This is a genomic window from Flavobacterium sp. IC2-16 (genome assembly GCF_055521455.1).
This window is the reverse complement of record NZ_CM145480.1, coordinates 259,086-279,365: the sequence shown is the minus strand read 5'-3', so window position 1 is coordinate 279,365 and position 20,280 is coordinate 259,086. Positions and strand designations below refer to the sequence as shown.

22 protein-coding genes and 1 other RNA gene are annotated in these 20,280 nt (G+C 36.1%); 13 read left to right on the top strand and 10 right to left on the bottom strand.

The genetic code is table 11. The features are described from left to right. The first annotated feature begins 29 nt into the window (after positions 1-29). The 8 genes from ACZ1JT_RS01260 (at position 30) to ACZ1JT_RS01225 (ending at position 8,941) form a co-directional block, all read left to right on the top strand. Positions 30-2,402 (top strand): heavy metal translocating P-type ATPase, encoded by a 2,373-nt coding sequence (locus ACZ1JT_RS01260; RefSeq protein ID WP_465094354.1) that lies wholly within the window; start codon positions 30-32, stop codon positions 2,400-2,402. 74 nt (positions 2,403-2,476) lie between these two features. Further along, positions 2,477-2,668: a cbb3-type cytochrome oxidase assembly protein CcoS gene (ccoS, locus tag ACZ1JT_RS01255; protein WP_465094353.1), complete on the top strand. Its 192-nt coding sequence runs from the start codon at positions 2,477-2,479 to the stop codon at positions 2,666-2,668. Between the two features lie 2 nt (positions 2,669-2,670). Beyond that, positions 2,671-4,854 (top strand): cytochrome-c oxidase, cbb3-type subunit I, encoded by a 2,184-nt coding sequence (gene ccoN / locus ACZ1JT_RS01250; RefSeq protein ID WP_465094352.1) that lies wholly within the window; start codon positions 2,671-2,673, stop codon positions 4,852-4,854. Between the two features lie 16 nt (positions 4,855-4,870). Continuing rightward, the gene (locus tag ACZ1JT_RS01245; protein ID WP_465094351.1) at positions 4,871-5,056 is read left to right on the top strand and encodes a CcoQ/FixQ family Cbb3-type cytochrome c oxidase assembly chaperone; all 186 of its coding nucleotides are present in this window, start codon (positions 4,871-4,873) and stop codon (positions 5,054-5,056) included. A 103-nt stretch (positions 5,057-5,159) separates the two neighbouring features. After that, positions 5,160-6,113 carry a cbb3-type cytochrome c oxidase N-terminal domain-containing protein gene (locus ACZ1JT_RS01240; protein ID WP_465094350.1) on the top strand — a complete coding sequence of 318 codons (954 nt, stop codon included), beginning with the start codon at positions 5,160-5,162 and terminating at the stop codon, positions 6,111-6,113. A 7-nt stretch (positions 6,114-6,120) separates the two neighbouring features. Then, a complete protein-coding gene (ccoG, locus tag ACZ1JT_RS01235) occupies positions 6,121-7,539 on the top strand; it encodes a cytochrome c oxidase accessory protein CcoG (protein WP_465094349.1) in 1,419 nt (472 codons plus the stop codon). Between the two features lie 151 nt (positions 7,540-7,690). Next, the gene (locus tag ACZ1JT_RS01230; protein WP_465094348.1) at positions 7,691-8,137 is read left to right on the top strand and encodes a FixH family protein; all 447 of its coding nucleotides are present in this window, start codon (positions 7,691-7,693) and stop codon (positions 8,135-8,137) included. Positions 8,138-8,239: 102 nt separating this feature from the next. Then, positions 8,240-8,941, top strand: coding sequence for a sulfite exporter TauE/SafE family protein (locus ACZ1JT_RS01225; protein ID WP_465094347.1), 702 nt, complete (start codon positions 8,240-8,242; stop codon positions 8,939-8,941). Here the strand turns inward: ACZ1JT_RS01225 and ACZ1JT_RS01220 are convergent, their stop codons facing one another. The 4 genes from ACZ1JT_RS01220 to ssrA form a co-directional block, all read right to left on the bottom strand. Then, complete coding sequence (locus ACZ1JT_RS01220) at positions 8,942-9,517, bottom strand: uracil-DNA glycosylase family protein (RefSeq protein WP_465094346.1); 576 nt, start codon at positions 9,515-9,517, stop codon at positions 8,942-8,944. Positions 9,518-9,559: 42 nt separating this feature from the next. After that, positions 9,560-10,924, bottom strand: a complete 1,365-nt coding sequence (hemN, locus tag ACZ1JT_RS01215; RefSeq protein WP_465094345.1) for an oxygen-independent coproporphyrinogen III oxidase — start codon at positions 10,922-10,924, stop codon at positions 9,560-9,562. A 115-nt stretch (positions 10,925-11,039) separates the two neighbouring features. Continuing rightward, a complete protein-coding gene (locus tag ACZ1JT_RS01210) occupies positions 11,040-11,588 on the bottom strand; it encodes a DUF4468 domain-containing protein (protein WP_465094344.1) in 549 nt (182 codons plus the stop codon). 89 nt (positions 11,589-11,677) lie between these two features. Beyond that, positions 11,678-12,075: a transfer-messenger RNA gene (gene ssrA / locus ACZ1JT_RS01205) on the bottom strand. 268 nt (positions 12,076-12,343) lie between these two features. On the opposite strand from ssrA, the gene ACZ1JT_RS01200 reads away from it, so the two are divergent. After that, a complete protein-coding gene (locus tag ACZ1JT_RS01200; protein WP_465094343.1) occupies positions 12,344-13,546 on the top strand; it encodes an NAD(P)-dependent oxidoreductase in 1,203 nt (400 codons plus the stop codon). A gap of 57 nt (positions 13,547-13,603) precedes the next feature. Here ACZ1JT_RS01200 and ACZ1JT_RS01195 read toward each other — a convergent pair whose 3' ends face one another. From ACZ1JT_RS01195 to ACZ1JT_RS01180, 4 genes are all read right to left on the bottom strand, one after another. After that, on the bottom strand, positions 13,604-14,464 hold the full coding sequence (locus tag ACZ1JT_RS01195) for a hypothetical protein (RefSeq protein WP_465094342.1): 861 nt from the start codon (positions 14,462-14,464) through the stop codon (positions 13,604-13,606). Positions 14,465-14,490: 26 nt separating this feature from the next. Next, positions 14,491-15,309, bottom strand: coding sequence for a 3-deoxy-8-phosphooctulonate synthase (gene kdsA, locus ACZ1JT_RS01190; protein ID WP_465094341.1), 819 nt, complete (start codon positions 15,307-15,309; stop codon positions 14,491-14,493). Between the two features lie 87 nt (positions 15,310-15,396). Continuing rightward, positions 15,397-15,858, bottom strand: coding sequence for a 2-dehydro-3-deoxyphosphooctonate aldolase (locus ACZ1JT_RS01185; protein ID WP_465094340.1), 462 nt, complete (start codon positions 15,856-15,858; stop codon positions 15,397-15,399). Between the two features lie 4 nt (positions 15,859-15,862). Continuing rightward, a complete protein-coding gene (locus tag ACZ1JT_RS01180) occupies positions 15,863-16,339 on the bottom strand; it encodes a DUF4199 domain-containing protein (RefSeq protein WP_465094339.1) in 477 nt (158 codons plus the stop codon). A gap of 117 nt (positions 16,340-16,456) precedes the next feature. On the opposite strand from ACZ1JT_RS01180, the gene ACZ1JT_RS01175 reads away from it, so the two are divergent. The 3 genes from ACZ1JT_RS01175 to ACZ1JT_RS01165 all read left to right on the top strand — a co-directional run bounded on the left by ACZ1JT_RS01175 (position 16,457) and on the right by ACZ1JT_RS01165 (position 17,784). Beyond that, entirely contained in the window at positions 16,457-17,014 is a 558-nt protein-coding gene (locus ACZ1JT_RS01175; protein ID WP_465094338.1) for a YeeE/YedE family protein, read from the top strand. A 3-nt stretch (positions 17,015-17,017) separates the two neighbouring features. After that, positions 17,018-17,440 (top strand): DUF6691 family protein, encoded by a 423-nt coding sequence (locus tag ACZ1JT_RS01170; RefSeq protein ID WP_465094337.1) that lies wholly within the window; start codon positions 17,018-17,020, stop codon positions 17,438-17,440. A 74-nt stretch (positions 17,441-17,514) separates the two neighbouring features. Continuing rightward, complete coding sequence (locus ACZ1JT_RS01165) at positions 17,515-17,784, top strand: heavy-metal-associated domain-containing protein (protein WP_465094336.1); 270 nt, start codon at positions 17,515-17,517, stop codon at positions 17,782-17,784. A 25-nt stretch (positions 17,785-17,809) separates the two neighbouring features. Here ACZ1JT_RS01165 and ACZ1JT_RS01160 read toward each other — a convergent pair whose 3' ends face one another. Further along, positions 17,810-18,085, bottom strand: coding sequence for an ATP-dependent Clp protease adaptor ClpS (locus ACZ1JT_RS01160; protein WP_465094335.1), 276 nt, complete (start codon positions 18,083-18,085; stop codon positions 17,810-17,812). 27 nt (positions 18,086-18,112) lie between these two features. Continuing rightward, the gene (gene prmA / locus ACZ1JT_RS01155) at positions 18,113-18,949 is read right to left on the bottom strand and encodes a 50S ribosomal protein L11 methyltransferase (RefSeq protein ID WP_465094334.1); all 837 of its coding nucleotides are present in this window, start codon (positions 18,947-18,949) and stop codon (positions 18,113-18,115) included. A gap of 99 nt (positions 18,950-19,048) precedes the next feature. Here prmA and ACZ1JT_RS01150 point away from each other — a divergent pair, with 99 nt between their 5' ends. Beyond that, positions 19,049-20,266 (top strand): porin, encoded by a 1,218-nt coding sequence (locus ACZ1JT_RS01150; RefSeq protein WP_465094333.1) that lies wholly within the window; start codon positions 19,049-19,051, stop codon positions 20,264-20,266. The last annotated feature ends 14 nt before the right edge of the window (positions 20,267-20,280 follow it).

Below are 20,280 nucleotides of genomic sequence, written 5' to 3'. Positions count from 1 at the left end.
AAATTTGTCTCAGGTAAAATGAGCAAATTATGAGTGCACAAAATTGTTTCCATTGCGGGAATGATATTGTAACAGCGGAAGAAATTCTGTTCGAAGAAAAATCTTTTTGTTGCACCGGATGCAAAACGGTATATGAGATTTTTAGTATGAACGATTTAACCTGCTATTACGATTTCGAAAACGCACCCGGAGCGACTCCTCAGGACATTAAAGGGAAATATGATTTTCTGGACAATGCCGATATTGTAGAAAAGCTACTGGATTTCAACGAGGAGAAAACCCAAATCGTTTTGCTATATATTCCGCATATTCACTGCAGCTCTTGTATTTGGATTTTAGAAAATCTGAATAAATTGAACAAAGGAATTGCCGCTTCACAAGTTAATTTCCACGAGAAAAAAGTGAGAGTTACATTTAGTTTCGAGCATGTTTCGCTTAAGGAAATCGTTTTGTTGTTGAGTTCCATTGGATATGAACCGTATATCAGCTTAGAGAATTACGAAAACAAGAAAAAAGAAGTCGACCGTAGTTTGTATTACAAAATTGGAGTGGCTTTTTTCAGTTTCGGAAATATTATGTTGTTGTCGTTTCCGGAGTATTTCGAAGTAGGCGAATTCTGGATTGAACAATACAAAGGCTTTTTCCGTTGGCTGATTTTTGCTTTGGCTTTACCGCCGTTTTTCTACTCGGCTTCAGGGTACTATATATCTGCTTGGAAAAGCATCAAATCGAAAATGCTGAATATCGACATTCCGATTGCTTTGGGAATTGTGGTAATGTTCATCCGAAGTACCGTAGATATTGCCATGAATTACGGACAAGGCTTCTTCGACAGCATGTGCGGACTTATTTTCTTCATGTTGTTAGGGAAGATGTTTCAGCAGAAAACCTATAATTTTCTTTCGTTCGAGCGCGATTACAAATCCTATTTCCCGATTGCCGTAACTAAGATTTTAAGCGATAAATCGGAAGAAGCCATTCAGGTATATGACATTAAAAAAGGCGATCGTTTGTTAATCCGAAACCAAGAATTAATTCCTGTTGATGGAATCCTGATTTCCGATAAAACCGCGATTGATTACAGTTTCGTTACCGGAGAAGCCGTTGCCATTGATAAAAAATCAGGCGATAAAATTTACGCCGGCGGCAAACAAATAGGAAACGTGGTGGAAATGGAAGTACTGCAATCGGTTTCACAAAGTTATTTAACGCAGTTGTGGAGTAACGATGTGTTCCAAAAAAGAGTAGATCAACACTACAAAACCATTACCGATACCATTAGTCGCTATTTTACACCGGCTTTGTTGTTGTTGTCTTTTGTGGCTTTCGGTTTCTGGATTTTCAGAGATGTGACCACGGCATTCAATGTCTTTACCGCGATTTTGATTGTCGCTTGCCCTTGTGCTTTAGCTTTAACGGCACCTTTTACATTAGGGAACGTACTTCGAATCATGGGCTATAAAAAACTGTATCTGAAAAATGCGACAGTAATCGAGCAATTGGCCAAAGTAGACACCCTAGTTTTTGATAAAACCGGAACGATTACCACTAATAAAAAGACTTCCATTGTATATGAAGGAATGCCTTTAAATGAGGAAGAACTTAAATTATTGAAAAGCACGCTAAGAGGTTCCAATCACCCGTTAAGCCGAAGATTGTACGACTTCATTCCCAATCAGGAAAAACTAGAAACCACACATTTTGAGGAAATTATTGGAAAAGGAATTTTTGCAACTGTTGATAGTCACACGGTAAAGTTGGGTTCATCACAGTTTCTGCAACACATGAGTGAAAACACCCATAAGAAAACGAAAGTGCACGTAGAAATCAACGGAATTTACAAAGGAAGTTATGTGTTCAACAATCAGTACCGAGAAGGCTTAGAGCAATTGTTTGATCGTCTTTCCAAAAAATACAATCTGGTGGTTTTGTCCGGAGATAATGACGGGGAACGCAAGATTTTAGAAAAGATGCTGCCATCCAACACCAACTTGGTTTTCAACCAAAAACCGGAGCAAAAACTGGAATTCATTGAACAACTTCAAAAGGAAGGTAAAAACGTAATGATGGTAGGCGATGGGCTTAACGATGCCGGAGCTTTAGCACAAGCAAACATCGGGATTTCCATATCGGAAAATGTAAATGTGTTTTCACCAGCCTGCGACGGAATTCTGGACGCCACCCAATTTTCGAAAATCGCGTATTTTTTAAAACTGTCCAAGAACGCAATGAAAACCATTTACATGAGTTTCGGGTTGTCGCTCTTGTATAATGTGGTCGGATTGAGCTTTGCCGTGTCCGGAAATTTATCGCCTTTGGTAGCGGCTATCATTATGCCGTTGAGCACCGTAACCATTGTGAGTTTCGTGACGATTATGAGCAATTATTTCGCAAGAAAATAAAAATTGTAGCGTATGACAAAAGTCATGTTTTATCTGTAATCACTAAAGTAATTTTGACCTATAAAACGTAAGGTATGAGTGTTATTTATCTGTTAATCTCCATCAGTATCGTTGTGGCGCTGGCGTTCTTGTACATTTTCATAAGAGCGGTAAAAAGCGGTCAGTTTGACGACGATTACACGCCATCGGTTCGAATGTTGTTCGAAGATGAGCTTCAAAACAAAACCCAGAAAGAATCCAAAACACAAATAGAAAAACAAAACTAATTATGGAAGTGCAACAATTTTATTACGATAACAAAATTGTAAAGAAGTTCCTGTATGCTTCAATCCTTTTTGGAGTTGTAGGGATGCTCGTAGGACTTTTAATTGCCACGATGTATTTGTTTCCGAATATGACAGACGGAATCTCGTGGTTAAGCTATGGTCGTTTACGTCCTTTACATACAAATGCGGTAATTTTTGCTTTCGTTGGGAATGCCATTTTTGCCGGAATTTATTATTCATTACAACGGTTATTAAAAACCAGAATGTGGAGCGATGCACTCAGTAATATTAATTTCTGGGGTTGGCAGTTAATTATAGTGGCTGCAGCAATTTCACTTCCATTGGGTTATACCACTTCCAAAGAATATGCCGAATTGGAATGGCCTATTGATATTGCCATTGCTATAATTTGGGTGACGTTTGGGGTTAACATGATTATGACAATTTTACGCCGAAGAGAACGTCATTTGTATGTTGCCATTTGGTTTTACATCGCAACGTTTGTAACGGTAGCGGTATTGCATATTTTCAACAGCTTAGCCTTACCAGTTAGCGGAATGAAAAGTTATTCCGTTTATGCTGGGGTTCAGGATGCTTTGGTACAATGGTGGTACGGTCACAATGCAGTAGCGTTCTTTTTGACAACGCCATTTTTAGGGTTGATGTATTACTTCATTCCTAAGGCTGCTAACCGACCTGTTTATTCGTATCGCTTATCGATTATTCACTTCTGGTCACTTATTTTCTTATACATCTGGGCGGGTCCACACCACTTGTTGTACACGGCTTTACCGGATTGGGCTCAAAACTTAGGAGTAGTTTTCTCGGTTATGCTAATTGCACCATCTTGGGGAGGTATGATTAACGGATTATTAACCCTTCGTGGCGTTTGGGACAAAGTTAGAACTGAGCCAATTTTAAAATTCTTCGTAGTAGCAATTACGGGTTATGGTATGGCCACTTTCGAAGGTCCAATGTTATCTCTTAAAAATGTAAATGCCATTGCACACTTTACCGATTGGATTGTAGCACACGTTCACGTAGGAGCGCTTGCATGGAATGGTTTTATGACCTTCGGTATGATTTATTGGTTGGTTCCAAGAATGACAAAAACCGAATTGTACTCTAAAAAATTAGCCAACTTCCATTTCTGGATTGGAACTTTAGGGATCATTCTATACGCTTTACCAATCTATGTGGCCGGATTCGTTCAGGCGCAAATGTGGAAACAATTCAATCCTGATGGTTCTTTGGTTTATGGAAACTTCCTTGAAACGGTTAAAGAAATCATGCCAATGTATGCCATGCGTGCCGTAGGAGGAACCTTATTCATTATCGGATTGTTTGTATTGGTATACAACATCATCATGACTGTTAAACAAGGTCAACCGGTTGAAGACGAATTAGCAGAAGCTCCAGCATTAGTAAAAATTTCTCCAAACCGATTAAAAGGAGAGAAATTCCACGGATGGTTAGAAAGAAAACCAATTCAGTTAACACTGTTAGCAACGATTGCTATTTTAATTGGAGGAATCATTCAGATTGTACCAACTCTTGTTGTGAAATCGAACATTCCAACGATTACGAGTGTGAAACCTTATACACCGCTAGAGTTAGAAGGACGTGATTTGTACATCCGTGAAGGTTGTGTAGGCTGCCACTCGCAAATGGTACGTCCGTTCCGTTCTGAAGTGTCACGTTACGGAGAGTATTCAAAATCAGGAGAATATGTGTACGATCACCCATTCTTATGGGGTTCAAAACGAACCGGTCCCGATTTAATGCGCGTCGGTGGAAAATACAACGATAACTGGCATTTCAACCACATGTGGGATCCGCAAAGTACATCAGCTGGTTCAATTATGCCAGGTTATAAATGGTTGTTCGATAACAAACCTATGGATTATTCTAAAACAGAAGATAAAATGCGTGTGATGGTGAAATTAGGCGTTCCGTATACCGATGAAGAAATTGCCAATGCTCAAAAAAGTATTGCAACGCAATCGGCTAAAATTGAAGAAAACCTTAAAAATGATCCTGATTTCGTTAAAAGTTATGAGCAAAGTATGAAAAATGCGAAGGCTAGAGGTGAAAACTTTATACCGATGAAAGATCGTGAAATCACCGCCTTAATTGCTTATTTACAACGATTAGGAACCGATATTAAAGTTAAAAAAGCAGAATAATTTAAAAGTTCAGGCCATGTTAAAATTCATCAAACACAATTTGGAAACTATCTCAGGAATTGAAATTTATCCAATCATATCGTTACTTATTTTCTTCTTGTTCTTTGTAGGGTTGTACGCTTGGGTATTTACCTATAAAAAAGAGAAAATCACAGAAATGAGTAACATTCCGTTTAACAATGATAACGCTGTTGAGCTTTAAAATCAGCTAATTATGAAATCGCTTCTAATAAAAAGTTTGTGCAAACAAACACCAATAAAATAAGCGATACCATATGACCTTAAAAAAATGATAAATATTACATATGAAAAAGTATTTTCCCATGTACGTTAGAATTCCGGTTTTATTTGCGATGTTTTTCATTGCCATGGAATTCTTTATAGACTCAGGTGACCGACCGGCTTTCATCAAATATCCGATGGTTTCTTTAATTCTGTTGCTTTTCTTATTCCTTTTAATAGCAATAGAAGTAGTTGTTAAAGCTTCAAATACCATTCTCAATAGTTTATTGTCTGAGGAACAACGCAAACAAAAAGAAATTGAAGACGAATTGCCGTTCACAGAAACACTATTCTATAAAAATTTAATGCAAAAATTAACTCGTTCCCGTAAAATTGAGGAAGAAGGTGAGTTAATGATGGATCACGATTATGATGGAATTAAAGAGTTAGACAATGTATTGCCGCCATGGTGGGTGTATTTATTTTACGGATGTATAGCATTCGCATTCATTTATTTGGTTCGTTTTCACATTTTGGGGCACGACAATCAAACTATGGAATTTGAAAAAGAAATGGCCGAAGCTAAAATTGCTGTTGAAGAATACAAGAAAACCGCTCCGGATTTAATGGATAAAGAAAAAGTAACGTTGCTTACCGATGCATCGGAATTAGCAGCCGGGAAAACCATTTTTGAAGCTAATTGTGTTGCCTGTCACCGCCCAGATGGTGGAGGAGCTATCGGTCCAAACTTAACGGATAATTATTGGATTAATGGAGGTGGTATTAAGAATGTATTTAATACCATTATGGAAGGTGGTCGTTCGGGTAAAGGTATGGTGCCTTGGAAGGAAACTATTAAGCCTTCAGATATTCAAAAAGTGGCTAGTTATGTGTTAAGTCTTCAAGGAAGTAATCCTAAAGATGGAAAAGCACCGGAAGGCGACGTTTGGGTAGATGAAAATACACCAAAACAAGAAGGAACAAAAACCGTAACGGATTCCACTAAAACAGCCGCTCCAACGGTGGCAGTAAACTAAGAATGCCATGTCCAATCAACCTGATGAAAGTTTTAGAGACAGTATAGCCACCATCGATAAAGAAGGGAAGCGCGCCTGGATTTTTCCTAAAATTCCAAAAGGAAAATTATATGAAAGAAGAAAACTGCTGAGTTATTTTTTGTTAGCCTTTCTCTTTTCGGCACCGTTCATTAAAATCAATGGCAATCAGTTTTTACTGTTTAACATTATGGAACGGAAGTTCTCGATATTCGGGTTTCCGTTCTGGCCTCAGGATTTTCATTTGGTAGTCATTTCGATGATTATCGGGGTAGTAGGGTTGGCCTTGTTTACAGTTGCTTTCGGACGTATTTTTTGTGGATGGTTTTGTCCGCAAACAATATTCATGGAAATGCTTTTCAGAAGAATCGAATTTTGGATTGAAGGCGACCGTGGTGCTCAAGTGAAACTTGATAAACAAGAATGGAATGCTGATAAAATCAGAAAGAAAGTTACGAAATGGTTTTTGTTCTTCATCGCATCCTTTGTAATTGCCAACGTGTTTTTGGCTTATTTGGTAGGAAGTGATCAGGTATTAGACATGGTGAGACAAGGACCGTTTCATAATGTTAATACGCTCATTGCCTTATTGATTTTTACAGCAGTTTTCTACTTCATTTACGGATGGTTTCGCGAGCAGGTGTGTATTATTGCGTGTCCTTACGGAAGAATGCAAGGCGTTTTACTCGACAATAAAACAATAAACGTTGCCTACGACCATGTTCGTGGGGAAGGTGCTTCTGGGAGAGCGAAATTCAAGAAAAATGAAGACCGTAAATTGTTCGGAAAGGGCGACTGTATTGATTGCCACCAGTGTGTAAACGTATGTCCGACAGGAATTGATATTCGTAACGGCGTTCAGTTGGAATGTATTAACTGTACTGCTTGTATCGACGAATGCGACCATATCATGGAAAGCGTAAATCTGCCGAAAGGTTTGATTCGTTATGCATCCGAGAATGAAATTGTGAAAAAGGAGAAATTCGTATTCACCACACGAATGAAAGGGTATGCAGCAGTACTTACCATTTTGATTGGTCTTTTAATCGGAATGCTATTTTTAAGAAACGATGTGGAAGCTACGGTTTTACGACTTCCAGGACAATTGTTTCAACATAAAGGCGAAAAAATCAGTAATGTATTTACCTATAAAGTTGTGAACAAAACGGTTCGTGATTTTGATAACATCCATTTCAAATTGGCGAAACCTGAAGGAAAAATACTAATGGTAGGAAAAGACAGTTTTAAAGTCGGAAAAGAAGGTATGGCACAAGGAACTTTGTTTGTAGAAATTCATCCGGCTTTCTTACAAGGTGATAAAACGAAGATTACCATTGAAGTATATAACAATGAAGAACTTCTGGAAACTACGACGACAAATTTTTTAGGACCTAGGAGTTTTGATTGAGAAATAGGGAAAAGGGAAAAGGGAAAAGAGAAAAGGGAAAAGGGAAAAGGGAAAAGGGAAAAGGGAAAAGGGAAAAGGGAAAAGGGAAGCAGTTATCAACTTATTACTTATCCCTTACGACTTATCTCTTGTAATAAAAAAAATATAGACTATGAAAATTAATTGGGGAACAGGAATTGTTATTGCTTTCGGGCTGTTCATGACATTTATTTTGTACTTCGTGTTTAAAGTACAATCCGATTCGCAGTACGACCATGAAATGGTTACCGAAGATTATTATAAAAAAGAATTGTCCTTTCAGCAGCAGTTAGACAAGTCGCAGCATGCCTACGATTTGAAAGAAAAACTAACCGTAACGGCGCAAAACGGCAGCTTAGTAATAAGCTTTCCAAAATCGTTCGATTATACTAAAATTAAAGGTAAAGTGTCCTTTTACAGACCGTCCAACCAGAAATTGGATTTTGAGAAAACCATCTCATTATCTTCTTCAAATTTGCTCATACCTAAAACAGATTTGGTTGGCGGTCATTGGGACATTACTATTGATTGGGAATATGAAGGCGTTGGGTATTTGAATAAACAACAAGTGAATTTGTAGTTGAAAGGGAAAAGGGAAAAGGGAAAAGGGAAAAGGGAAAAGGGAAAAGGAACATAGTTAAAAACTTATCCCTTACAACTTATCCCTTAAATAAAAAAAAAGATGTTATACTCAGGGTTCATATTAGGGTTGATCAGCAGTTTGCATTGTATTGGGATGTGTGGTCCCATTGCCATGATGCTTCCGCTCGATCATAAGAATCCGGCAAAAAAGATAGTACAGCTTTTAACGTATCATTCCGGAAGGGTAGTAGCCTACATGATTTTCGGCTTGGTTTTTGGTTTGTTGGGTAAAGGACTTTTTCTGGCTGGAATACAGCAACAGTTGTCTGTTGTCATTGGCATTTTGATGATTGCATTTGTTTTAGTTCCAGAGAAAGTTCTCGCCCAATATAATTTCTCCAAACCCATTTACCGCTTGATTTCCAATATTAAAACTTCTTTAGGAAACCAGTTTAAAAAACGAAGCTATAAAGCGTTGTTTACTATTGGTTTGTTAAACGGATTTTTGCCTTGCGGATTGGTGTATGTTGCTTTATTCGGAGCCATAGCCATGCAAAACGAACTTTTGGGCGTAGGGTATATGTTCCTTTACGGATTAGGAACGATTCCGATGATGAGCGCCGTAGTTTACATCTCCAATTTATTCTCTGTTCCGATGCGCAACAAGATGCAGAAGGTCATTCCCATTGTAACGATTTTTATAGGAATGTTATTCATTATGCGCGGTTTAGGATTGGGAATTCCGTATGTTTCTCCAAGTAATTTAAGTCTTTTTGTACAAAACAATCCGGTTTGCCGCTAATTAGGTTCTAAGCGCTTCCCGAACAATTCTTCGCAGTTCCGGAACCACTTCTTCTTCGAACCATGGATTTTTCTTCTGCCATAATTTGTTTCTCGGAGATGGATGTACCAGTGGTAAAAACTTCGGTAAAAAATCTTTGTAATGCAGCACGTTTTCTGTTAAGGTGGAGTATGATTTATCTTTCAGATAGTATTTGTGGGCATAATTTCCGATGAGTAAAATGAGTTTCACCTCGGGGAGTTCTTTTAAAATTTGTTCGTGCCAAAGTGGTGCGCATTCGGGTCTGGGTGGCAAATCGCCGGATTTTCCTTTTCCCGGATAACAGAACCCCATCGGCATAATGCCAAAAATAGAAGTATCGTAAAACTGATTTCGATCCACGTTCAGCCAACGGCGTAATTCTTCACCGCTCGCATCGTTCCAGGGAATACCGCTCGCATGGGCTTTCGTTCCCGGAGCCTGACCAATAATGATGATTTTCGAGTTCTTGCTAAAAGATAAAACCGGTTTCGGAGGATTTGGCAAAAAATCTTTGCAGAGGGTACAGTATTCTATTTTACGAAGTAATGCGTCCATAATTGGGTTAGGCTTACTTCAAAAATAAGTATTTCTCGTCGATTATACCGTCATCGAGAACAATTGTGTTTGCGGTGCCTTGCGTTTCAAACGTAAATCGAAAGCCATACAAATATTGCGCACAAAAGGTTTTCCTTTTTCGGTTACGGTGATGGCGTTGTGTTGCAGGATGAGAAAACCGTCGTTTTCCATTTCCTGTAATTGCGCTAAAACTTCAGGTAGCTCTTTAAAATATAAATGACTTTCATCCCAAGAAGTGGTAAATTGACACATCAGGTTTAAAATATGTTTACGGATGATTAAATCTTCATTATTTAAAATATGACCTTTAAAAACCGGAAGTTCATTGTTTTCCAAACGAGCATAATAATCTTCTAACGATTTTTCATTTTGTGCAAAGCCATACCAGCTGTCGCTAATGGAAGAAACGCCTAAACCAATCATTAACTGCGTTTTAGAAGAAGTATACCCCATAAAGTTGCGGTGCAGTTTTCCTTCCTGAAAAGCCTGAAACATAGTGTCTTTTTTGTATGCAAAATGATCCATTCCAATTTCGTGATACCCTTTTTTGGCTAATAGTTGTTTACCCACTTCATACAAACGTCTTTTTTCATCATCTTTCGGCACATCTTCGTCTTTAAATCCACGCTGCCCGTTTCCTTTTATCCAAGGCACGTGTGCATAGCTGTAAAATGCCAACCGGTCGGGAGAAAGGGCTTTTGTTTTTTCAATAGTATCCACAATATTTTCAAGCGATTGAAATGGCAAGCCGAAAATCAAATCATGTGAAATAGAAGTATATCCAATTTCTTTCGCCCAAAACGTGACTTTAGCCACATTGTGAAAAGGTTGAACCCTGTGAATGGCTTGCTGCACTTTGTCAGAATAATCCTGAACGCCGAAACTCACTCTTCGGAAGCCCAAATCGTATAATTTTTGCAGATGTTCGCGAGAAGTGTTGTTTGGATGACCTTCAAAACTGAATTCGTATTCTGTAGCTTTTTCAGCGCGTTTGAAAATTCCGGTGATGAGGTTCTCAAGATTTTCCGGAGAGAAAAATGTTGGTGTGCCTCCACCCAAGTGGATTTCTTTGATGATGGGTTTTTCAGGGAACAAATCGCAATATAAATTCCATTCTTTCAGAACAGCTTCTATATAGGGATGTTCCACTTCATGCCGTTTGGTAATTCTTTTATGACAACCGCAAAAAGTACAAAGGCTCTCGCAAAACGGGAGATGAATGTAAAGACTGATGCCTTCCGAAGTATTGCTTTCAGAAAACGACTTCAGGAAACTGTTTTGCCACAAGTTTGTTGAAAACGAGTTGTCATCCCAATACGGAACTGTTGGATAACTGGTGTAACGTGGGCCAGGAACATTATATTTTTGAACTAATGAAGTTGTCATGATTTTGATTTTACACCTTCAAAAGTAATGTGTGTCAGGCAGCATTAAAATGATATTTGTCATAAAAAAAGCTCCTAAAAAGGAGCTTTTACTAAAGTATTAAGATGATGAGGTATTACCATTCGCTTGAATTTGCATTCGCCTTACTCATTTCTTTTTTAATATTCGATTTGATTGTTTCAATTTCAGCATTTATCGCAGCATAGTAACCGGTTAAAGCTTCCATAAGTTTTGGTTTTTGATCTGCTTTTTCAACTGCTTGTTTGTCAAACATTTTTTCTAGCGGAGTTTCAGAAACTTCAGTTTTAGTTAAGATATTTTTGATTTCGTATTTGTATTTGTTGTCTTTCGAATAAATAGAAACCGTATAAAATAATTTTACTTTTACATCACTTCCATTAACCTTTACGTTCATGATGGAATATTGTGTATTAGTAACTGAAGAAGATTCGTTATTGATTTTTAGTTTGTCTTGAGTGATTTTATACGTATTTACAAAAAACATTTTTGAATTGGCAAACAAATCTTGTTTTGGTTTTCCTTCAGCAGAAACAACTTCAGAAAAAATAATTTGTCCGTTTTCATTAAGTGGAAAATCAAATTTAGATTGTTGTGCATTTATTCCGAAAGTAACCAATAGTAATGCTAAAAATATCTTTTTCATTCGATTAGGGTTTAATAAATTGATTAATAGATTACAATATTAGCATTATTTTTAAAATAAAAAAGCCTTTAAAACTTTTTAAAGGCTTTTTGTGGAGTCGGAGAGAATCGAACTCTCGTCCAAACAGGCAATCAAAGAGCTTTCTACACGTTTAGTTCCCGATTGAATTTTCGACAAAAAGCAAGGCCGGAAACCGCCACTTTTTGCTTAGCTTTATGAGTGTCAGAACAGATTTAAAGCTTTACTGTTCTTAGGTTTACTTTTACGGTTCCCCAAAACCAAACGCCATAAACCAAGGCTTTTGTGGAGAATCTAGCTTTCCTACCTGGTAGGAACTAGGCAAATCTTACTATGATTCAGATTAAGCAGCTAAAGCGTAATTATTTTCGCCGTTTAAAGTTCGTATAGCAGATATTTACGAGCCTACCATACTTGGCTCGACGTGCTTACTAATCAATTCCACCCGCTGTCAAAACCAGTCGACCCCAGAGTGTTTTTTAGTATCCAAATTTTACTTCCGCAAAAATCAGACCGCAAAGTTAGAGTTTTTAATTTTCTTCCGAAAATCTTTACTTGTTTTTTATGGTCATCTAGAACTCAATTCTCATTTTCGGAGAAGAAAATGCTATTTTTATTCGGGTTTCAATTAAAAAGTATTGCTACACTATTATAGATACACTACATTTGACCCAATAAACTAACCAAAAGAGATTGTTTTGTTATACAACCAAATAATTTCTTTAAGATTCAATCGAATGAAAATAGGAATAATAAAAGAAAGAAAAAACCCGCCAGACCGAAGAGTCGTTTTTACGCCTTTAGAATTGGTCAAATTAAAACAACAATATCCTCAAGTTGAAATTAAAGTTGAAGCATCGGATATTCGCGTTTTTTCAGATGAAGAATATTCAAAATTAGGATTTGAAGTAGCTACCGATATGTCGGATTGTGATGTACTTATCGGAGTAAAAGAAGTTCCCGTTTATGCTCTAATACCAAATAAAAAATACTTTTTCTTTTCTCACACTATTAAAAAGCAAGCCTATAACAGAAAACTACTTATTGCAATTTTAGAAAAAAACATAGAGTTGTTGGATCATGAAACTATTGTTGATGGAACCAATCACAGATTAATTGGTTTTGGCCGTTATGCCGGAATCGTAGGGGCTTATAATGGTTTTAGAGCATTTGGATTAAAATACGAATTGTATAATTTGCCCAAAGCCGAAACGCTTACCGATAAAGCCGCTTTGATAGAAAGACTACGCAGACCAATGTTGCCGCCTATTAAAATTGTATTGACAGGTCATGGTAAAGTAGGAATGGGAGCTAAGGAGATTCTTGACGGAATGAAAATTAAGCAAGTATCTATTGAAGATTACCTTACAAAAACCTATACGCAACCGGTTTATGCTCAAATTGATGTGAAGGATTATAATATGAGAATAGACGGAAAACCTTTTGATAAGAAAGATTTTTATGCTAATCCGGAAGAATATACATCTAATTTTGAACGTTTTACCAAGGTGTCCGATATGTTTATTGCCGGTCACTTTTATGGTAACGGAGCACCGGTAATTCTATCTAGAACAATGCTTAATGCACCAGATAATAAAATTAAGGTTATCGCTGATGTTTCTTGCGATGTTAATGGGCCAATTGAATCTACTTTAAGGGCTTCAACCATTGCAGAGCCAATATATGGTTATTATCCTAGTGAGGGTACAGAAGTAGATGTAAATCATCCAGGAGCTATCGTAGTTATGGCAGTTGATAATTTACCTTGTGAACTACCAAAAGACGCTAGTGAAGGTTTTGGAGAAATGTTTTTAGAGCATGTTATTCCTGCTTTTTACAATGGTGATAAAGATGGAATTCTTCAAAGGGCAAAAATTACTGAAAATGGTAAGTTGACAGAGCGATTTAAATACCTGCAAAATTACGTTGATGGAAATTAACTTGTAATACAACATAAAAAAGGCTTTCATTTGAAAGCCTTTTTTTATGTTTTGAATTTATATTCTAAATATTCCTCCGAAAGATACAACTCTTTGCAAAAAGAAAAATTCTTGTGTGGCTCTATCTGCACCTTCGTATGTGGTTTTAATATCATTCATATTGATATAGCCACCTTTTAATTCGGTTTGTATAAAGAAATACTTAAAAAAAGTAAAGTTTAAACCAACTTTTGCAGCCATTCCATATCCTGAAATATGAAAATCGTCGTGACGTCTTTTTTCTAAAACTTTAGCATTTGTTTTCGGATATAAAACACCACCACCAACACCTTCGGTTATATTTACTTGAAAGACATCGGTATTGTTAATGGAAAACAATTTAGAAATATCGTCAACTCTGGAAAACTCTGTATTAACATAATTTAATCCGTCAGTATGCTCAAAAGTTAAAAAATCTTCTGTCATAACTTGCGGAACATTAGTGTATATTCCATTGTAAGCAGCACCAGCATCAGTTCCGGGTAAATTAATATACCCATTCATGTTAACGGTTTGGTTTTGAGTCATGATGTATTTCATGTGGTCAACACCAATTGAAATATTGTATTTATCTGTAATAAAATATCCAATTCGTAAATTGGTTTGAGGGATTGTCATCCTTGCCGGGTTGAAATAATCAATATGCCAACCTTTAGGTCTGTCATGTGCTTCCACATCATAAATGGTAAAGTTGTAATCTTTTCCAGTAAAATTGATATCCGATTTGCTATACGAATCACGATTTCCGCCCCAAAAAATATAGAATTTACCTTTATTGTGTGCCGTGTATTTTTCTGGGGTTACAATTTCTTCTTGAGCGAAAACTTGTTGAGATGCAAAACCCATTAAGAGCATTAACATCAAAAACGATTGTTTCATTGTAGGTTAAGTTTTTAAATAAAAAATTAAAATGTATTAATAGTTTGACGGATTGCAACTAGTTTCGTCATTAAGCCTTCAAATAAATCTAAATGAAGCATGTTAGCACCATCACTTTTAGCATTAGCTGGGTCGAAATGAGTTTCAATGAAAATACCATTAACACCAACGGCAATTCCTGCTTTAGCAATAGTTTCAATCATGTCCGGTCGCCCTCCAGTAACACCAACCATTTGGTTAGGTTGTTGAAGTGAATGGGTAACGTCCAGCACGGTAGATGCAAATTGTTGCATGGTTGGAATTCCTCTAAAATCAACAATCATATCTTGATACCCGAACATTGTTCCACGATCGGTAACCATTACATTTTGGTTGTGGCAATCCAGTACTTTTTGAACGGCGTGCTTCATGCTTTCCGGACTCATAAATTGTCCTTTTTTCAAGTTTACCGTTTTTCCAGTGTTGGCAGCAGCAACTACCAAATCGGTTTGACGAACTAAAAAAGCAGGGATTTGTAATATATCCACATATTCGGCAGCCATAACTGCATCTTCATTAGTATGTATGTCTGTTACTGTGGGAACGCCAAATTCTTTAGATACTTTTTCAAGAATTTTCAAGGCTTTTTCATCGCCAATTCCGGTGAAACTGTCAATTCTTGAGCGGTTTGCTTTTTTAAAAGAACCTTTAAAAACATAAGGAATTTTTAATTTGTCGGTAACTGAAACTGTTTTTTCAGCAATACGCATTGCCATTTCTTCTCCTTCAATGGCGCAAGGTCCAGCCAATAAAAAGAAATTATTGCTGTCTGTATGTTTAATTTGTGGTATGTTGTTTAAATTCATAGTTGAAAAATTGTGGTGCAAAGATAAGATAAAAAAGCCTTTCTTCGTAATTGAAAAAAGGCTAAAAAAATTATAAAATTCTTACTATTAGTTAGTTCTGGTTGGATTGTTTTTAATGGCAAGACCAATCGGACACATAATTTTTCCTCTTTCGTAAATATTGAAATACAATCGAGTAGGTTTCGTTTGACCTTTCCAGGTAACTTCGTATACAAATAACATTCCGCCGCCAATTTTATTGTTTTTAGTTGGAAATGGGCAGCAAGTTTCAACTTTTTTATAGGATAATGATTCTCCTTTTGGTCCTTCTAAGCCGTTAAAAAAGTATTTTATAAACTTATCTTCATTCATTTCTAGAATAAATCCAATATTGATAGGATAATCAGCATCATAGCCGTATTTTTTATCGGAAGCATATTCGGTTATTAAGTAAGCTTCGTCTTTTAAAATAGGTTTGGATACAGTATTGTCTATATTTTTTATGCTTGATTTTGTACTAATGCACGAAGCCAGTATTAAAAAAACTCCAAAGGTTAATATGCGTTTCATATGATTACTTTGTTTTTTGAAAATAGGAAAAAATACCCGATAACAACACACCGTATGATAATCCGGTAGATATGGATTGCGTGATATAACTACTCATATTGAAGTAAGCTTCTGCGTCAATTTGCGACATTCTTTTTGATTCTACTGTAAAACTAATGATATTTTTGAAAAAATCAGGAGAGAGGTACACAAATGAAACATAGTATATAAAAGGACTAGCTAATGTGATAAAGAAAGTTAGTGCCAAACCCGAAAAAAAACCTTGCTTCCAGGTAATCACTCCGTTGTAAAAATTTCCCTTCTTGTCTCTAAGTGATAAATAGTAAATAGGAATTGTGATGAAAAAAACGAGCATGTTAAATAAAGGTTGCCATTTTACATCTTCATTATGCATTCCCAAAGATTTTTCCAATAGAAACCAAAGAAAAGTAGTGATTATAGCTATGGAAGCCCATTTTAACTCAATGCTGAAATTTTTCATGTATGCTATTTTTTATGTTTCAAAAGTAAAAGAATATAATGATACAAAGAAAATTATGTAATGTTTGTTACAAAAAATAGCGATTGGCTGTTTACTTTTGTCAAAAAATATTTTAGTATGTATTCATTTTATGGTACTTGGCCCTGGTATATTTCAGGCTTTTTAATAGCAGTGATTATGTTGACATTGTTTTTTTTCGGAAAAACTTTTGGAATGTCGTCTAACTTACGCACGCTTTGCACAATGGCGGGAGCGGGCAAAACAGCCAGTTTTTTTAATTTTGATTGGCGTGAACAAAAATGGAACCTAGCAGTAGTTTTAGGAGCTATTATTGGTGGTTTTGTAGCTGTTCATTATTTATCGGATGGAAGTGGGGTAAATCTAAATCCTAAAACAGTTGAACAACTTACAGTATTGCATATTGAAGCACCAAATGGTAATTTGGGACCAGACAGTCTATTTGGTTACGATGCTTTGAAAAATGGAAAAACCATTGCGATTTTGTTTTTTGGAGGTCTATTAATAGGTTTTGGAACACGTTATGCAGGTGGATGTACTTCAGGTCATGCAATCACAGGACTTAGTAACTTGCAAAAACCATCTCTAATTGCAGTAATTGGGTTTTTTATAGGCGGTTTAATTATGTCGCATTTTCTTTTGCCATTAATTTTTTAAGTTATGAAAATATTAGGATTGTTAAAATTTGTTTTAGTTGGTTTTGTATTCGGAATAGTATTAACCAAGTCGGAAGCCGTATCATGGTACAGAATCTATGAAATGTTTCAGTTCCAGTCGTTTCACATGTATGGAATTATTGGTGTGGCAGTTGTAACCGGAATATTAGGTGTACAAATAATTAAAAGAAAATCGATAAAAGATAGCAAGGGATTACCTATTGTAATTGCCGATAAAGAACCAGGCTTTGTACGTTATATTGTAGGTGGTATACTGTTTGGCTTAGGATGGGCGCTTGTTGGGGCATGCCCAGGACCAATTTTTATTTTGTTAGGAGCTGGTTTTTATGGTATAGTCCTTGTTCTATTTGGAGCGCTTTTAGGAACCTATTTCTATGGCGTTTTGAAAGATAAATTGCCTCATTAAAAGAGTCTTAAGTAACATTTGTTACAATTAACTTGCTTATTATGTTGTAACTTAGTTGAATAGATTTTAAAATCATGAAAACTAAAGTATACATACAAAATTTAAAATGTAGCGGTTGTGCTAATACTATAACCAGTAAACTAAGCGAAATTGACCATATTAGTGATGTGGAAGTAAGCAATGAAGACGATTCTGTAGTGTTTAATTATACCGTAGAATCGGATTTAGATGTTGTTCGAAATGCTTTGCGAAGTATTGGCTATCCAGAAATAGAAGATAAAAATTCACTTACCACAAAAGCAAAGTCTTATATAAGTTGCGCAATAGGCAAAATGAATTCATAAAAAAATCCCGAGTAATCGGGATTTTTTATTGAATTTCGGCACTTAAGCCGGCATCTAAAAGTTTACTGCATTGCGGCTCAAGTTCTTTATACGAACCTGTTTTTACAGCACATTTACCTTTGTAATGTACTAATAAAGCACATTGTTCGGCTTGTAAAGGCTCGTGCTGGCAAACCTCAATTAGTGTGTCAATTACATGATCAAACGTATTTACATCATCATTAAAAAGAATGATTTCGTAGTTTGATGCTAGTATTTCCTTAACGGAAATCTGCTCTTTTATTTTTTCTTTTACACTCATAATCAATGGATTATAAATAAAGTAATACTAATTTACGTATTTTAAAGATACCCAATTGTTCTTTTGAAACTTTTTTATAAATGTTAGGCCTTTTTCAGTGCAAGAAGCATCTAAATAAGCAATATCTTCATTATAAAAACCACTTAACAATAAAATTCCATCTTTGTTTAAACAGTCTACATAGGTTTGCATGTCGTTCAATAAGATGTTTCGATTAATATTTGCTATTATCAAGTCGTATTTTTGTCCTTGATTTAACAATGAAGCATCGCCTTCGTAAACCGAAATGTGCTGACAATGGTTACGCTCGGCATTTTCGATTGAGTTCAAATAACACCAGTTGTCTATATCAATGGCGTCAATCGGTTTTGCTCCTTTCATTTCAGCCAAAATAGCTAGAATAGCTGTTCCGCAACCCATGTCTAGTGTTTTCATGTTGGTAACGTCTGTTTCTAATAAATGTTGAATCATCATGAAAGTTGTTTCGTGATGGCCGGTACCAAAACTCATTTTGGGCTCAATAACGATATCGAATTGCGCATTGGTTTTTTCATGAAAAGGTGCTCTTACATAACAAACACCTTCTACATCAATTGGATCGAAATTCTTTTCCCATTCTTCATTCCAATTCACTTGTTCAATTTCCTCCATGATATATGAAATCTTGAACTCATCGGATTGTAAAATAAAAATATCGTCTAAGATATCTTCTGTCCAAAGGGCTTTTGGAACGTAAGCCGAAATCCCTTCTTCAGTTTCGATAAAGCTTTCAAAGGCTTTTTCGCCCAATTCGGCAACCAAAATTTCTGAACCCAGTTCTTTTGGTTCTACTTTAAAATGATATCCGATATAATTGTTTTCCATAGTTCAAAATTTTTGCAAAGGTAACAATAACTTAATATTTGAGGAAATTAATAACATTAGCTTTGCGCCCAAATAACACACAACTAACAATTAATTAACATGAGAAAAAATATTTTATTTTTTTTTATGTGCTTTGCTGCTGTAATACAAGCGCAAGACATAAAGTTTTCTACTAAAGATAACGATTTAAAATTAGCAGCCCTTCCATACTATAACTACGGGAAAGGCTTAGGAATTACCTCTGCAGATAGTATTTTTCAGTTAAATGTTCGTTTTCGAATTCAGAACCGGATTGGTTACATTCAAAATGAAGGTGAAGAAGCGGCATACGATGGACAAATTCGTCGTTTGCGTTTGCGTTTTGATGGCTATGTTGGAAATCCAAAGTTTTTGTATGTAATACAACTATCGTTTGCACCCGGTGATGTTGGAGAAGTTCGCGATGGTGAAAATATTAACATTATTCGTGATGCAGCTGTTTTTTATCGCCCAGATTCTAATTGGAGTTTCACTTTTGGTCAAACGAAAATTCCGGGAAACCGTCAAAGGGTAAATTCCTCTGGAGCGCTTCAGTTAACAGATAGAAGTATTAATAATAGTAAATTTAACATCGATAGGGATTTTGGTTTCCAAGCCTATTATTTGCATGAAAAACCTAATACGTTTTCGTATAATTTTAAAACCGCAGTAACTACTGGTGAAGGAAGAAACTGGACCAAAAGCCCTGATAATGGTGTCGCTTTTACTGGTAAATTAGAAGTTTTCCCATTTGGTTCTTTCAAAAAAGACGGTTCTAATTTTGAAGGTGATTTGTCTCGTGAAGAAAAACCAAAATTAATGTTGTCTGCTGCTGCACATCAAAACAATCATGCCCGAAGAACACAAGGTGAAACGGGTAATGATTTATACGAACAACGAACGATGTCTTCAGTTTTTGGAGATCTAATGTTTAAATACAATGGTTGGTCGGCAATGGCAACTTATATGAAACGAATGGCTAAAAATCCAATAACCATAAACCCCTTAGATACGACCCAAAGTAATTTTATTAATGTTGGGCAAGGCATGGATTACCAGTTAAGTTACATTTTTCCTTCAATGTATGAGATTATAGGAAGATACTCGTTTCAAAATGTGCATGAGGATATTAGAACTCTTTCTCCTAATACTAACGAATATACAGTAGGTGTGACCAAATATATTTGGGAGCATGCATTTAAGTTGCAAACAGAAATCACCTATGATCAATTGCATTATTACGACAATAGCGTTAAAAATAATTGGTATATACGATTTCAGATAGAAATTGGAATTTAAAAATAAGCCTGAAC

Bases quoted from the DNA above. Each gene is read 5' to 3' on its own strand.
- ACZ1JT_RS01260 (WP_465094354.1), top strand. From the start codon at position 30: ATGAGTGCACAAAATTGTTTCCATTGCGGGAATGATATTGTAACAGCG.
- ccoS (WP_465094353.1), top strand. From the start codon at position 2,477: ATGAGTGTTATTTATCTGTTAATCTCCATCAGTATCGTTGTGGCGCTG.
- ccoN (WP_465094352.1), top strand. From the start codon at position 2,671: ATGGAAGTGCAACAATTTTATTACGATAACAAAATTGTAAAGAAGTTC.
- ACZ1JT_RS01245 (WP_465094351.1), top strand. From the start codon at position 4,871: ATGTTAAAATTCATCAAACACAATTTGGAAACTATCTCAGGAATTGAA.
- ACZ1JT_RS01240 (WP_465094350.1), top strand. From the start codon at position 5,160: ATGAAAAAGTATTTTCCCATGTACGTTAGAATTCCGGTTTTATTTGCG.
- ccoG (WP_465094349.1), top strand. From the start codon at position 6,121: ATGTCCAATCAACCTGATGAAAGTTTTAGAGACAGTATAGCCACCATC.
- ACZ1JT_RS01230 (WP_465094348.1), top strand. From the start codon at position 7,691: ATGAAAATTAATTGGGGAACAGGAATTGTTATTGCTTTCGGGCTGTTC.
- ACZ1JT_RS01225 (WP_465094347.1), top strand. From the start codon at position 8,240: ATGTTATACTCAGGGTTCATATTAGGGTTGATCAGCAGTTTGCATTGT.
- ACZ1JT_RS01220 (WP_465094346.1), bottom strand. From the start codon at position 9,517: ATGGACGCATTACTTCGTAAAATAGAATACTGTACCCTCTGCAAAGAT.
- hemN (WP_465094345.1), bottom strand. From the start codon at position 10,924: ATGACAACTTCATTAGTTCAAAAATATAATGTTCCTGGCCCACGTTAC.
- ACZ1JT_RS01210 (WP_465094344.1), bottom strand. From the start codon at position 11,588: ATGAAAAAGATATTTTTAGCATTACTATTGGTTACTTTCGGAATAAAT.
- ACZ1JT_RS01200 (WP_465094343.1), top strand. From the start codon at position 12,344: ATGAAAATAGGAATAATAAAAGAAAGAAAAAACCCGCCAGACCGAAGA.
- ACZ1JT_RS01195 (WP_465094342.1), bottom strand. From the start codon at position 14,464: ATGAAACAATCGTTTTTGATGTTAATGCTCTTAATGGGTTTTGCATCT.
- kdsA (WP_465094341.1), bottom strand. From the start codon at position 15,309: ATGAATTTAAACAACATACCACAAATTAAACATACAGACAGCAATAAT.
- ACZ1JT_RS01185 (WP_465094340.1), bottom strand. From the start codon at position 15,858: ATGAAACGCATATTAACCTTTGGAGTTTTTTTAATACTGGCTTCGTGC.
- ACZ1JT_RS01180 (WP_465094339.1), bottom strand. From the start codon at position 16,339: ATGAAAAATTTCAGCATTGAGTTAAAATGGGCTTCCATAGCTATAATC.
- ACZ1JT_RS01175 (WP_465094338.1), top strand. From the start codon at position 16,457: ATGTATTCATTTTATGGTACTTGGCCCTGGTATATTTCAGGCTTTTTA.
- ACZ1JT_RS01170 (WP_465094337.1), top strand. From the start codon at position 17,018: ATGAAAATATTAGGATTGTTAAAATTTGTTTTAGTTGGTTTTGTATTC.
- ACZ1JT_RS01165 (WP_465094336.1), top strand. From the start codon at position 17,515: ATGAAAACTAAAGTATACATACAAAATTTAAAATGTAGCGGTTGTGCT.
- ACZ1JT_RS01160 (WP_465094335.1), bottom strand. From the start codon at position 18,085: ATGAGTGTAAAAGAAAAAATAAAAGAGCAGATTTCCGTTAAGGAAATA.
- prmA (WP_465094334.1), bottom strand. From the start codon at position 18,949: ATGGAAAACAATTATATCGGATATCATTTTAAAGTAGAACCAAAAGAA.
- ACZ1JT_RS01150 (WP_465094333.1), top strand. From the start codon at position 19,049: ATGAGAAAAAATATTTTATTTTTTTTTATGTGCTTTGCTGCTGTAATA.